General features: G+C 68.9%; 16 protein-coding genes. All 16 read right to left on the reverse strand.

What is annotated here, in order from left to right; all coding sequences use genetic code 11:
- Positions 1–4 precede the first annotated feature (4 nt).
- The 16 genes from HRL51_RS03495 to HRL51_RS03570 all read right to left on the reverse strand — a co-directional run bounded on the left by HRL51_RS03495 (position 5) and on the right by HRL51_RS03570 (position 12,757).
- A complete protein-coding gene (locus tag HRL51_RS03495) occupies positions 5–970 on the reverse strand; it encodes a phage major capsid protein (protein WP_172193546.1) in 966 nt (321 codons plus the stop codon).
- 34 nt (positions 971–1,004) lie between these two features.
- Positions 1,005–1,508: a hypothetical protein gene (locus HRL51_RS03500; protein ID WP_172121385.1), complete on the reverse strand. Its 504-nt coding sequence runs from the start codon at positions 1,506–1,508 to the stop codon at positions 1,005–1,007.
- Positions 1,509–1,636: 128 nt separating this feature from the next.
- Positions 1,637–1,909, reverse strand: coding sequence for a hypothetical protein (locus tag HRL51_RS03505; RefSeq protein ID WP_172121384.1), 273 nt, complete (start codon positions 1,907–1,909; stop codon positions 1,637–1,639).
- On the reverse strand, positions 1,906–3,324 hold the full coding sequence (locus HRL51_RS03510; protein WP_172193545.1) for a VG15 protein: 1,419 nt from the start codon (positions 3,322–3,324) through the stop codon (positions 1,906–1,908). Before HRL51_RS03510 ends, HRL51_RS03505 begins: the two co-directional genes overlap by 4 nt.
- Before the next feature lie 25 nt (positions 3,325–3,349).
- Entirely contained in the window at positions 3,350–4,603 is a 1,254-nt protein-coding gene (locus tag HRL51_RS03515; protein WP_172193544.1) for a phage portal protein, read from the reverse strand.
- Positions 4,604–6,265 (reverse strand): terminase, encoded by a 1,662-nt coding sequence (locus tag HRL51_RS03520; protein WP_172121381.1) that lies wholly within the window; start codon positions 6,263–6,265, stop codon positions 4,604–4,606.
- Positions 6,238–6,666 carry a phage terminase small subunit gene (locus HRL51_RS03525; RefSeq protein WP_172121380.1) on the reverse strand — a complete coding sequence of 143 codons (429 nt, stop codon included), beginning with the start codon at positions 6,664–6,666 and terminating at the stop codon, positions 6,238–6,240. Before HRL51_RS03525 ends, HRL51_RS03520 begins: the two co-directional genes overlap by 28 nt.
- Positions 6,667–6,804: 138 nt before the next feature.
- Positions 6,805–7,125: an HNH endonuclease gene (locus HRL51_RS11985; protein WP_172121379.1), complete on the reverse strand. Its 321-nt coding sequence runs from the start codon at positions 7,123–7,125 to the stop codon at positions 6,805–6,807.
- Between the two features lie 311 nt (positions 7,126–7,436).
- On the reverse strand, positions 7,437–8,141 hold the full coding sequence (locus HRL51_RS03535) for a hypothetical protein (protein WP_172193543.1): 705 nt from the start codon (positions 8,139–8,141) through the stop codon (positions 7,437–7,439).
- 360 nt (positions 8,142–8,501) lie between these two features.
- A complete protein-coding gene (locus HRL51_RS03540) occupies positions 8,502–8,699 on the reverse strand; it encodes a helix-turn-helix transcriptional regulator (RefSeq protein WP_172193542.1) in 198 nt (65 codons plus the stop codon).
- The gene (locus HRL51_RS03545; protein WP_172121376.1) at positions 8,696–8,941 is read right to left on the reverse strand and encodes a hypothetical protein; all 246 of its coding nucleotides are present in this window, start codon (positions 8,939–8,941) and stop codon (positions 8,696–8,698) included. The genes HRL51_RS03540 and HRL51_RS03545 overlap by 4 nt, the downstream gene beginning before the upstream one ends.
- Positions 8,942–8,984: 43 nt before the next feature.
- The gene (locus HRL51_RS03550; protein ID WP_194256540.1) at positions 8,985–9,317 is read right to left on the reverse strand and encodes a hypothetical protein; all 333 of its coding nucleotides are present in this window, start codon (positions 9,315–9,317) and stop codon (positions 8,985–8,987) included.
- On the reverse strand, positions 9,314–9,790 hold the full coding sequence (locus HRL51_RS03555) for a hypothetical protein (protein ID WP_172193561.1): 477 nt from the start codon (positions 9,788–9,790) through the stop codon (positions 9,314–9,316). The genes HRL51_RS03550 and HRL51_RS03555 overlap by 4 nt, the downstream gene beginning before the upstream one ends.
- Positions 9,791–9,803: 13 nt before the next feature.
- Positions 9,804–10,193, reverse strand: a complete 390-nt coding sequence (locus HRL51_RS03560) for a hypothetical protein (protein WP_172193562.1) — start codon at positions 10,191–10,193, stop codon at positions 9,804–9,806.
- A gap of 351 nt (positions 10,194–10,544) precedes the next feature.
- On the reverse strand, positions 10,545–12,140 hold the full coding sequence (locus HRL51_RS03565) for an AAA family ATPase (protein WP_172193563.1): 1,596 nt from the start codon (positions 12,138–12,140) through the stop codon (positions 10,545–10,547).
- Positions 12,140–12,757, reverse strand: coding sequence for a bifunctional DNA primase/polymerase (locus tag HRL51_RS03570; RefSeq protein ID WP_172121371.1), 618 nt, complete (start codon positions 12,755–12,757; stop codon positions 12,140–12,142). The genes HRL51_RS03565 and HRL51_RS03570 overlap by 1 nt, the downstream gene beginning before the upstream one ends.
- Positions 12,758–12,856: the final 99 nt, after the last annotated feature.

Below are 12,856 nucleotides of genomic sequence, written 5' to 3' on the forward strand. Positions count from 1 at the left end.
GGTGTCAGGCGGCAGCGGTATCGGTGTCGGCGACGGCGTCCTTGTAGAGGACGAAGGCGTCCTTGTCGCGCAGGACCCAGCCGAACTGGGCCTCGACGAGGATCGCCTCCATGTTCTGCTGCCACAGGTTGACGGTGGTGTCGCCGTCGACGATGGTGGCGGTGTCGGTGCGCTTGAAGGTGATGTTCTCGACGAAGCCCAGGCGCAGGTTGGTCGAGAAGTCGCCTCCGATGGCGCGGATCCCGGTGTCGGTGGACGCTCCGACCTTGCCTGCGACCGCGCCACGGCCGTAGGCGATCGGCAGTCCCAGGACAGAGTCCATGGCGTCACGCAGGCTGACAGAGGCCTGGTAGATGGGGCGGCCCTGGGTGTCGGTGGCCCGCAGCAGCTTGGAGCGCAGCCGCGGGTCGGCGATGAACCCGGTCAGGTCGTACTCCTTCTCGGCGAGCTTGTCGTAGCCGTCGAGGAGGTCGGCGTTCAGGCCGCCCTTGGTCTTCACGGAGGTGCCGAGCTCGACCTCGTTGGTGGACTGTGCCAGGTACTCCACGCCCGCGATGGGGTTGCCGGTACGGGCGTCCTTGCCGTGGATGACGGCCAGGTCGACCGCGCGGGCCACGGCGGAGGTCAGGTCCTCGACGAGGTTGTCGAGGTAGCCGCCGGGGTTGGACTGGCGGGCCTCCTTGGACCAGTAGGCGATGGCGGCTACCTTGACCGGCTTGAAGGTCTTGGTGGTGGTCCTGCCGGAGGTGACGGGCTTGTTCTCCCCCTCGCCGACGATGCCGGCGACGAGCTCACCGGTCTGCATGTAGGTGATACCGCCGGTGACCGGGACGGGGGTGGTTCCGGCTACGCGCTGGACGACGGAGGCGTGCTGGACGCCCTTCCAGATCTCTCCGACGATCTCCTTGGGCAGGGTGCCGGAGGGGTTGTCGAGGGAGTTGACGGTCATTGCGTTGGTTCCGATGGCCATGAGTGGGTCCTCTCAGTTTGAAGGCTGGGGTGGGTCAGTAGCCGAAGATGGCGTGCGCCTGGGCGGTGCGGTCGTCGACGGCTGGGGTGGTGGCGGACTGCGCCGGGTCAGGCTTGAGGCGCGTGCGACGCTCGTCGCGCAGGGCGACCAGGTTCTTGACCTGCTCGCCCCATTCCTCCTCGTCCTGGCCGGTGAGCATGGGGGCGTAGGTGGATGCGTCCAGGCCTGCGGCAGTCAGGAGCCTGTCCTTGGTGCGGCCGGCGGTCTCTCTGGCCAGGAGCTCAGTAGCCTGCGCGGAGGCGGCTAGCGCCTCGTCGCGCCCTGTGACTGCGGCCTTGAGGTCAGATGTCAGGGCGTCGACCTTCTCGCGCAGCTCCTTGGAGGCAGCCTTCATGGTGGCGGCCTCGGAGCGCAGGTTCTGGATCAGCGTCCACGCCTTGTCAGGGTTGAAGTCCTCGTCGCTACCCCAGGGTGGGGTCGGCTTGGGCTCCTCCTGGGGCGTGGGCTCGGTGGCGGTCTGGGCGGCGTCGTCTGCCATTGTGGGTGCCTCCTGGGCATGAGAGAGCCCCGCAGGCTTCTCGCCTACGGGGCTTGGTGGGTGGGCGTGAGTAATACTCCTGGATGGGTCCACCTGTCTCAGGTGGACCCATCCAGGAGCAAGCATGGTTATCGAGACAAGATCTCCAACACGGACTTGATGTCGCGCATGACTGCTCGGGCGGAGTAGTCGTCTCTGGTGGCGTAGATCGTGGCGGCCTGCTCCACGAGTTCACGGGGGACGGTGAACCAGCCCATCTGGACCCCGGAAATTGCTATAGCGATATCCACCGGAGGTTCGCCAGACATGCCTGCCGGATCATATTGGTCTGGTCGATGACTTTGCGCAATAGCCCACAACTTGTCGGCCAGGTCGAACTCTTCGTCGGTTTCGAGAATCATCGGGTTCCTCCCCTCGGATTCTTTGGATACTCGCCTGAGGCTTTAGGGTACCCCGTCCACAAGGGGGACTCGGGAAGGTCGGCTCGAATGTTCACTTGGATGGAATACCCGCTGTGTGTTGATATGACGATGTACTTGTCTCCGTATCGTTCCCATGTCGACTTCGAGTCGTGGACCGTGTTGTGGATGGCCTGAGCGATCGCGGCGGCGTTGGAGGTCTTGAACTCGGTCTTGCGTGGGATTCCCGCGCCCTTGCCGTGCGTTTGGATGATGTGATCGATCCCGGGCGAGTCGGTGGTGATCTCGCCGATTTCGGACGGGGGGAATGTCACCGGGTTTCCGTCAGTGTCTATCGGGATGTCCTGACGGACAGGCAGGCGGGGGTATGCGCCGATCTTGCGGGCCTCGCGCGCGAATGACTTCTCCTCGCTGCGGTCTCCTCGGCTCCACCTGTCCAGGGCTGTGCGGATCTCAGCCCCCGACAGGCGGTGCTCGACGACCTTGCCGCCGCTGTCGTCCGTAACCTTCCAGGCGGAGACCTCGTCGTACTTGTCGGCCAGGCGCTCCCAGTCCTCCTTGCCCGGCCAGGAGCGGGAGGTGTAGACGGGGACAGCCACGCACCGACAGTTGTCGTGGTAGCGCTCCAGGCTGGTTCCGTCTGGTGTCAGGGCGGCCTCCAGCGACGAGTAGACGGGGCCGCGTGCAGCGCAGACGATGCAGAGCCCGCAAGCGGGCTTGTCGGCGCTCGGGCGCAGCACCCGGGCCCACGCGAAGGGCCGGCGTACCGTCCTGCCTGCCTGGTCCGTAGACAGGTCGTAGGCGATGCCGGCGTCGTCCAGGATCTGGCGGGCCTGAGCGAGGCGCGCAGCCTGCTCCCGACTGTCCTGCGCGTCCTCCTCGGCGGCGGCCTGCGACTGCGCCTCCAGCCAGCGCCGCTCGGAGCGAGTCAGCGCCTCCTGACCCTCGTCGTCCTTCTCACGGCCGAGGCCAGTGTCGACCGAGTCCACGACGGTCTGCCTGGCAGCCATCTCCACGTGCCGCACCAGGGCCGTAGTGACCCTCTGCTGGGTCGTGGGGGCGGTGACAGGGCCGCCAGCGGCGCGGATCTCGTCACGCACCAGGGACGGGTCGTAGCGGGGCTCCGCCGGGAGGAACGCGGAAGCGCCAGCCTGGGTGCGAGCCTGGTCCTCCAGATGGAGGAGCGCCGCAGCCCAGGCCCTGCGGCGCCCAACGGTGACGGCGTCGGCCAGGTAGGAGCGGTAGGTGCGTCCGGCAGCGTCCAGGGCGGCGTAGCGCTCCGCCTCGCTCATGCCCGCCGTGCTGACGGAGGCCACCGCCTGGGCGGCCCTGGCGGCGTCGGTGCGGAACAGGCGGACGATAGCGTCCAGTGCGGCCCGGAAGGTGGAGACGGACACCAGCCCTCCTAGGTGGCTCAGGTGATCAGCCGATCATCGACTGCTGGTCGTGTGCGGCCGCGTCCTCCCGGGCCTGCTGCTCGGGAGTCAGCCGCAGCGCGTCCCGGGCGGTGGCGGAGGAGATCACTCCCTGCGCCTGGGCCTGCAGCATGGCTGCCGTGTAGGCGGACTGTGACGGGGTGGCCGGGTCGCGCCACTGCACCTCGAGAGTGGACAGGTCGGCACCCTTCCCCTGCCCCATGAGTCCGAGCATGAGCCGGGCGACCTCCTCCAGGGCGTCACCGAACATCTCCTGCTTGACCTCGGCGCGCGTGATGAGTCGTTCCTTGGCGACCCTCAGCGCCTCGGCGCTGGCCGGGTTGTCGGTGGAGATACCGAGCATGGTCGGTGGGATGCCGGTGATAGCGCTGATCTGCTGGGCGTAGAGCTTGTAGGAGCTGATGATCGGGCTCAGGTCGGCGCCGGCGAGCTGCCCGGCTGTCGATCCCTCTGGGCCTGTCATGAGGGTGTTGTAGTAGGCCTTGAGGCGCTTGACCGGGTCGTTGCCGACAGCCTCCGTCAGGCCCTTGCCGAAGACGTAGCGCAGCGGCATCGACAGCAGCTCCTGCGCGACCTGGAGGTTGGTCAGGGAGCGGCTGGCGGCGTCCGAGATCATCATGAGCTCGGTGATCTCGGAGCGTCCCTCGGTGTCGCCCAGGCGTGCGCGGTTGACCATGGGGATGACGGCGGGACGGTCCAGGCCGGTGTCCCTCTCGTCGATCACGACCCACTGCGAACCTCGCTCGACCCGCCACTGAGTGAGTCCTGGGAGGTAGTGGGCGGCATACCTGCTGCCGCCTGACCTCCAGGTTCGCACCGCCTCTGTCAGGGCCCCCATGTGGTCATAGGCTGCGGCCATCCCCTTGGCGGAGTGGGCTGTCACGCGCGGGACGGAGTCGGTGCCGTCGCCGACGATCCAGTAGGCGAGCCCCTGCACCAGGGCCTCGGTGAACGCCAGGCGGCAGGTGGTGTCCAGGTCGTTGGCCTGCCACCACTTCCGCAGGGTCGCCGCCACTCCGTCGGAGTCGCTGGCCAGCAGGAAGCCCTGCGGGGTCAGCGACTCCACGAGCACGTCAATCGCCATCTTGGGGAAGGGAGCCACCATCTCCAGCACACGGGTAGCCGGGGGAAGGTTGACGCCCAGGGCGGCCAGGCGTACATCACCCTCGTAGTAGGCCTCCCGCCTGTCGTACCCCAGCGGTGTCTGGCGGGCCTGCTGGAGCAGGGAATCGAAGGACATCTAGAACAGCCCCCACTCACTTCCGTCGATGCTGCGGTCCTCCCACTCGGGAGAGGCCTTGACTGCGCGGTAGACCATGCGCGCACCGATCACGCACACGGCGGCGTCGATCTTCTTGGATGACTTCGGGGACTCCTTCTTGATGGAGAAGCGTCCCCTGGTCTCGTTGACACGTGCGTTTGCTACGTGCTCTGAAGTGGCCCAGTTCCCGTCGTGCGTGAACGAACGGGCCTGGATCTCCGCCAGGCACATCTCCGCGGCCTCAGCGAACTGGTAGACGTGGGAGCGCATGTCCCACGCGATCGGTGCCGGCTCCTTGCCTCGGGGGACGGCCCACAGCAGCAGGTCGTCGCCGAACTCGCGGGGCCAGGAGTCCTTGACATAGGACTCCCACTCACGCACGTCAGCCCAGAAGGCCACCACCTTGAAGCGGTCGAAGACCGCGTGCACGGCCGAGTCGACGGCGCCTGCGTTGACGACGCCGGTCGCCCTCTCCGGCTTCCACACCCCCAGGGTGAAGACGTGCCCGTCGTCCATGCAGCAGCCCACCAGGGCCGTGTGGTCGTTGGACTTGGACCCGTCGAAGAACAGCACGACCTCCTCACCGTCAACCAGTTCACGGTCGGGGTCGGACAGACGGCTCCACTCCTGCACGCTCGTCCAGGCGTTCTCTGCCGCGTTTGGCTGGTTCAGGAAGAACCTCCTAGCGCGTGAGGTCGGGTAGTTGGTCGCCCAGATCGTCTGCTTGATCGGCTCGATGTCCACCCACGGGCAGTCCTCGTAGACGAAGCGCAGACCCTCGCTCAGGCTGATCTCGCCCTCGTCCGGGTCATCGGTCAGCGCCGTGCTGGCAGGGGCCACACGGGCGTCGTACAAGATCGTCTGGGTCGCACGGGTCAGCCCCTCCTGCTGGGCGCACCACGCCTCGAACGTCGACTCGGCCACGGACCCAGCCCCCGGAACCCAGGCGTTAGAGGTCTCCATGACCCTCGCGCCGGTCTTGACAGCGTTCTGGGTCAGCGTCTCCATTAGGCCCGGGCCGCCCATCCCAGGGGTCCAGTGCTCAGTCTCGTCACCGACCACGAAGGACACCTCAGCGCCCTCAGCAGTACCCTCGGAGGAGGTGATCTGCTCAAGCTTGCCGCCTCCGGGCGCGTCCACGAAGGTCTTACCGACCTGCAGGCCGTACTTCTTGGCCAGGGGTGAGCGCTTGGACGCCATGGCGCGCACCATGCGCATCGTGTTGGCTGTCTGCCTCTCGCTGGTCGCCGCGATCTGTACCAGAGGCATCGACACCGGCCTACCCACGCACCCGCCTGGAGCGTCCGGGTCGAAATGGTCCAGGCGAACCGGGCCGAGCAACTCCGTGAGCGAGAGCACGCCCGCGAACGGGCTCTTGCCCGAGCCCTTCGCAAGACGACGGACGGCCCTGTTGTGCAGCCACCGGCCCTCAGTGTCGAGGGCGTAGAACCAGAGCGTGAAGCGGACCTGTCCCTCCGTCATTCGGAAGGGCTGCCCGGCCAGGGGGCCGTTGGGCTGGAGGAGGTTGTCAGTCACCCAGGCGATCGCGCCCCAGCCCAGAGTCAGCTCCGGGATTCCCTGAGGCAGGGTGACGGTCCGCTCACGCGGCGGCGCTAGCCGGCCTGCAGCCGCCTGCGCCACTCGTTCATCTCCACCACGCCGGCAGACTCCCTCGGCTCCCCGGCCTCGGGACGGGAGAGCTCGATACCGACCCGGCGCCTGTCGCCCTCGGTCACCAGCAGGTCGGACAGGCCGGACATGATCGCGGCCAGCATCTGGCCGGACCTCTTCGCGCCGCTCTTGTAGCGCGAGAGGTCCTCCATCAGCGAGTAGGCCAGGGCCCAGTCGGACGGCTCATAGAAGCGGGCCTGACCGGACTGCCTCAGCCCCTCCCACAGGCGCTGGGCGATGGGGTGCCACTCGGGGTCGGCATCGGGGACGGTGACCTCAGGGGCGCCCGGGGCGCGCACGACCTCCTGAGACGGCTGATTGCGACGGTGCCGCTCGTCGCTGCGCTTCGGGACTGGTCCGCGAGTGCCCATGACACCTCCTCGGTGCTACGAAAATCGGCGCATAATATGCATTTGGCAGGGGTGGGTCGACTTGAAAACCCGTACAGAATCTGAGCGCCTAAACGCGGAGCGATCCGGGGGCCTTGGGGAGGGGTTGCCCCCGGGAGTTTATGCATTGCGATGCATATTTGGGGTTTGCTTGAGGAGGCCTGGGTGCGGTTCGGGTGGGTGTGCCTGGCGTCGGGGCTGACGTCTGGCGGTGCCGCCGTCGCGTCCGGTGCGTGCCATGTGGCAGTGCTGGCACAGGAGGCGGAGGTTGTCGAGGGCGTGGTTGCCGCCTCGCTCGATGTGGTCGACGTGGTTGCCGGGGTGTCCGCAGATGACGCAGATGCCGTGGTCTCGTCGGATGACCTGGGCTCGGATCCTGGCCCAGTCCTTGGGTAGCTGCTTGCGGCGGTGCTGGTTGCCGTGCTTGCCGGTCCAGGCCACGGTGTCGTGTCCTCCTGTGTTGTGACGGCTCCCGCCCGTGCACCTCTGCGTCTGGCTTGGGCGGGGGCCCGCCTCTCCTCATTCCCTCTCGGGTCGAGCCGTGCCCGTGCGGGGTGGGCTCGGTGCGCGGCCGGGGTGATGCTCCCCGGTGCCGTGGCGGGCGTGCCCCACCAGCGGCCTGCTCTGTGTCCGCGCTACCCGCCTGGTCGCTGGCCGGGCAGGCATGAGAAAACCCCGGCACCGGTGCGGTGTCGGGGCTGTTTTCGGGCGCGCTCGACGCCCGTTTGGGGGACAGTCTACGTGGGCGGGAATTACGCGGCAAGTGGTCGCATGCGCGTGTTGACCTGGGCGAGGTTGACCCTGCCCCGTTGATCGGTGTCGACGACGCCGCGCTTGACCCACTTCTTGAGGGTGTCGGGCTTGAGTCCGGGGTGGAGGGTGCAGGCCTGCTCGCGACTGACCCAGACCTCGGCGCTGGTGGTGGTGAGGGTGTGGGTGCGGGTGGCGTCGATGATGTGGCCGTCGGGCCACCAGGCGTCGCAGTCCCGGCATGTGCGCCAGTCGGACAGGCCCGTCTCGGTGGGCTGACGGGTCAGCACTCCGCCGCAGGCGGGGCAGGCCCGGTCCTCGTCCATGATGTCAGCGTGGCCGGTGATGGCGGCGACCCTGGCGTGGTGACGGGCCAGCTCCCCACTGAGCAGCCCCCACTCCTCGGGGTGGGCGCGCACGGCCTGGTCCGCGATGGAGGCGAGGTAGGTCAGGGAGTCGCTGAGGCTGCGTCCGTACCAGGTCTGCCAGTGCTCGGCCCAGGTGGCTGCCCAGAGCATGATTCCGGCGGCGGTGCGTGCGTCGGCTGGCTCGTCCGGGTCGTCGACGACGACGCCGAAGGGCAGGGCCGCACGGTCTCCTGCGTGGCGTCCGGTGCGAGGTGAGCGTGGCCCACCCCGGCCTTGTTCGAGGTCGATCAGCTCGGGGAGCCAGGTGCGGAGGTCGGTGAGGCGGTCTGCGTCGTGCACGTGGCTCCTCTGGGCTGGGGTGGGGTGGAGGATGCACTGCCCATGATGGAACGCGTGTTCGAGTTGCACAACATGTTGTGGGTTGGCGTGTAGGACGTGACTAGATGTTGTGGTCTCGTTATACAGTTCAACACAGCGGGCGAGACAGACTCGCCCCTAGCGGGAGGAGGTGAAATCCCATGGCCAAGGGCAAGTCGAGCGGTAAGAGCCGCTCTGCCGTCACCGGCCGGTACGCCTCGGGTGCTTACGCGAAGAACCACCCCAAGACCACCGTCACGGAGTCGAAGTGACCGCTAGGTTGACGACCTAGCTCAACGACCGGTGGGGACGGTCCCGATTGCAGCGGGGCCGTCCCCACCATCATGCCTGACGGCGGCGAGGCCTGGGCGTATTCGTCCTCAGCCAGTCGTCAACGTCCTCGCGCCGGTAGAGCACCCGGCGTCCGGCGTACTCGTAGCGGGGGCCGAGACTGCGCGTGCGCCAGTGCTCCAGGGTGTTCGGCTTGAGCTTGAGGTAGGCGGCCACCTCAGTGGTGGTCATCAGGTCGTCTGCGCTCATGACCGGTCGTCTCCCCGCCACAGGAGGACGACGGGCAGGTGCCGTCTCATGCGGTCTGCTGAGGTGGCGGACATGAGCCCGCCGGTGAACCAGTAGCCGGTGGGGTCTTTCTGCCACGCGACCTGGTCGCTGTCGAGGACGACGGACCACGCTGGGAGGGTGTCGAGCCCATCGGTGGTGTCGATGTGGCTGAGGTGCTTGTGGAGGTCGTTGAGGGTGTCGGCGTAGTCGGTGGCGCTCATGGCTGGCTCCTGACGTCGCGGGGGCGGACGGTGATCGTGTCGGTCACAGCGTGGTCTCCCTCGGGATCCATGCGGCCACGGCCGGGTAGGCGACGGCCGGGGTGCCGGTGGTGGGCAGGGTCGGGTCGGTGGGGCGCCAGGTGCGCCCGTGCAGCTGCCAGGCGGTCTCGGTGGCGTCGACGACGACGGAGCCTGGGGGCAGGGTGTCGAGGTCCTCCGGCCCGGCGGCGTGCCAGGGGAGGGACTCCTCCAGGACGGTGTACAGGCCTGGGGTGAGCGGGCTGTCGTCGTCGAGCCGTTCAGGGTCGGGGACGGTGCCGGGCAGGCCGTCGTAGAGGCGGTCGAGCAGGGCCTGGGCGCGGGTCTGGGTGGTCATAGCGTGCTCTCCTTGTCGGCCCGGTAGGCGTAGCGGGTGGTCAGGGCGATGAGGGAGGCGACGGACATGCGTACCAGGTGCGCCCCGGTCTGTGCCCCCAGAGGGCTCTGGGAGGCCCAGGGAGCGCCTATCAGCCGGTGGAGGGTGTCCAGGTCCACCCAGGCGCTCCAGGCCCCGCAGCGGGCTCCTGAGTAGCCCGCACGCTTGGTCACCAGCACGCCGACGGGCACGCCGTGGTTGTCGCGCTCGGTGACGGTCTGCCCCCACCAGGCCCTGACCTGCTCGTCGGACGCCCTCTCCGCGGCGTGGCCGGCCTTGACCTCGACGATGATCCCCTCGGTCAGCCACACGTCCCCCTGGTCGCGCGCCCCGGCCAGGGCGATCCTGCGGGCGCCAGGGTGCCCGTGCTCGCGGGCGTAGCGCACGAGGGCGGTCTCTGCCGCCGTCCCGATGTCCTTCGGTCTGGTCCTCATCTGGTCTCCTCCTCTAGTAGGGCGGCTGGTCGAGGTGCCCTGGCCAGCTCGTGGTCTGTGTGGCTCGTGGTCGTGGTGCCCGCTCCAGGTGGAGGTGGCACCGGTGGGTGGGGTGGACGCTGACCGTCCAGGCGGGGCGGGCGGTGACGGCCTGGCTGTCGCGCCAGCTGAGGCGCTGGCCAGCCAGCTCGAGGCAGGCCAGGCCCGCCTCCCAGGCCTGGAGCTCTCCGAGAGCGGTGACCGGTGCGGCGTCGACGGTGTGCCTGGAGGCCATGAGGTCGTCGTCCCAGCCGGTGAGGACCCTGGCCAGGCACCGGGGGCAGGTGTGCTCGGTGGCTGGGGGCCTGAGCCTGGGGGCGGGCCTGGGGGTCTTCCTGCGGGCGGGCTTCTTCCTGGTGGTCACGAGGTACTCCTTCGACCTGACCGGTTCGGGCTCGACCTGACCGACCCGCACCCCTATAAGGGGGTGCGGTCGGGTCGCACAAGGCTGCCGAGACTGAAAACGGTCGGGTCGTTTGCGTTGGTACGACAGGCAAAAGTGTCGATCCAGGAAAATGTGGTGACCGCCATTGTGCAAAACCTAAAATTAGGCACTTTTCGTTGCAATAACGCCGTTTCGCGACCCGACCGCGGGATCCGGTCGGGTCCGGTCGGGTCGCGGGTCCGGTCGGGTCGTTTTCGTTGGCGTCACTGGTGTTCATCGGCGTGTCGCAAAATGACCCGACCGGAATAGAGCCTGTGGACGGTCGGGTCGTCATCGGTTCGCCCAGTACGTCTTGGCACCCCTCGGCCCGGCCTGCACGGAGATGCGCAGGTGGGCCCTGGCGTCCGCCACCGCCCCCAGGATCACGTCCTGGGAAGCCGACTCCACGCGCTCGCGGACCATGGCCTGCAACGCCTTGGACGTGATGCCGGGGTTGTGGAGCACGACGTCGACGACGGCGTCCTCGACCCGGTTGCGGCGTGCCTGCGCCCGGTCCCCGTCGGTGGCGGTCAGGTGCCGGGTGAGCGGGTCGTAGGTGAGCAGGTGGTCGGGCCACTCCACGTCACGTCCGGAGGCGGACAGGTAGCGGTCGGTGTCCCGCTCGGGGTCGCGGGTCAGGGCCCAGCGCACGTCAGCCCAGTCGTCCACCCTGGTGGCTCCTCGGGCACGGGTGCGGCCGGAGGGGTCTGTGGCCCGCCCGGTGTGGGTGACCATGACCATCTCGCGGATACCGGCCTCCTCCTTGATCTGGTCCCAGGCGTCCAGGAAGGCGCCGGCCTGCATGTTGTCGTTCTCGTCGGTGCCTGAGCCGACGAAGGCGCGGGCGTAGGGGTCGACGACCAGGACGCGAGCCCCGGTGCCCTTCAGGTAGGTGACGAGCTGGTGGCGGGGGTGGGGGCGCAGGACGGGCAGGGAGTGGCCGCGGACGTTGAGCAGGGAGACGTTCTCCGGGTGGGCCAGGCCCTGGGCGCGGAACCACCTGCGGATCATCCCCTCGCCGACCTCGTAGTTGAGGTAGGTGACGCGGGTGCCCGGGTCCAGGTTGACGGCCAGCGACCCGAGGAACGGCGTCCTGTCGGCCAGGGCGCGCAGCAGGTTGAGGACCATGGTGGTCTTGCCGGTCTTGTACTGGGCGGTCAGGAGGACGTTGGCGTCGACGGGGAGGACGTCCTGGATCAGGTACTCGGTGTCCTCGTCGGGCAGGGCGAGCTCGTCGGCGAGGGTGGGCAGGTGGTGGGGGAAGGACCATGCGGCCTGGTCCTTCTCCAGGGTGACGACGTCCCTGGCCTCGGCGCTGATGCGCAGCTGCTCGGCCTGGAGGGCGACCTGCCCGGCCCGCCACCGGGCGTACTGCTCCTCCTTGCTGGGCCGCTCCTGGCCGGCACCGCTGTCGCTGCCGGCGGCACCGGTGCCGGTCCCGGTCTCAGCCTCGGCCTGGGCCGTGGTCGTGGTGGCCACACCCGGGGTGATGACGGTCGTCGGCGGCGGCTGGGTCGGCTCCCAGGGCTCGGGCACGTCCTTGGGGCGTGCCGCACCCGCCAGGCCGCCGGAGCGCAGCGTGGAGGCGATCTCCGCCTCGCCCAGGCCTGCCGCCAGGGCTGCCTGGGTGAGTGCGTCGGCGACTGTCTGGCCGTCGAGCTGGCCGGATCCGACGTAGCGGCCGAGCCGGAAGGCGGCCATGTTGAGGGTGTCGTTCCTGGTGCCTTCGGGTGCTGCCGCGACGGCGGCAGCCTCCTCGTTGAGGGCGGCCAGCGTGTACCGGGTACCCCCTCCTGCGACGGGTGGCATGGAGGCGATCACCTGCGGGTCGACGGCAGGCCCGCCCTTGGCCCTCTTGGCAGCGATAAGCTCCTCGATGGTTGCCATCAGGCCGCCTCGTGGGCGATCTCGGGGGCGGCGTCCCAGGCGTAGCGGCGCCCGTCGACGATGGACGGGGGTGCGACGACGTAGCCGCCTTCGCCGCGGTAGTCCACCCCTGGCACGACGGCGACGGCGTTGCCGGTCCCGTCTGCTGGTACGTACAGGTGCCAGCCTCGGGGTGTGCGGACGGTGGCGAGCAGGGCGCCGGGGGTGTCCCAGTCGGGCAGGTCGAGGCCGTTGCCTGCTGCCGTGGTGATGGCGGCTGGGGTGTCGATGTCGATGACGTTGAAGTGGGTGCCGGTGGGCAGCCCGATGTTGGAGGCGGGGCTGGCCTTCCACCAGGCGCGCACCTGGGCGGGGGAGCTGGTGGCGTCCTTGAGGCCGTGCGGGGTGGCGGGACGCTTCTCCCCGGGGACGAGGGGGAGGACCGGCCAGCCGAGGACCTCGGCGTACCACAGTGCCGCCGCTCCGAGCGCGCCGGGTGCGCGCAGCCTGCGGTCGTCGTCAGCGTCCTGGGCGTCCAGGACGGCGAGGAGGCGTGCGGCCTCGGCCTGGTCGTCCGCGAGGGCGGCGTCCAGGTAGGCGCGCTCGGTGCCGGTGAGGGGTCTGGCAAGAAAAGACATCTCAGTGCTCCATAGGTGGCTGCGGGTTCAGGTCGGGGCCCTCCCCGCCCCACCGCGCGCAAGGAGAACAAGGAACCACGTGGTGGGGCAGGGGCGGTC

Source organism: Actinomyces faecalis (assembly GCF_013184985.2).
GTDB lineage: Bacteria > Actinomycetota > Actinomycetes > Actinomycetales > Actinomycetaceae > Actinomyces > Actinomyces faecalis.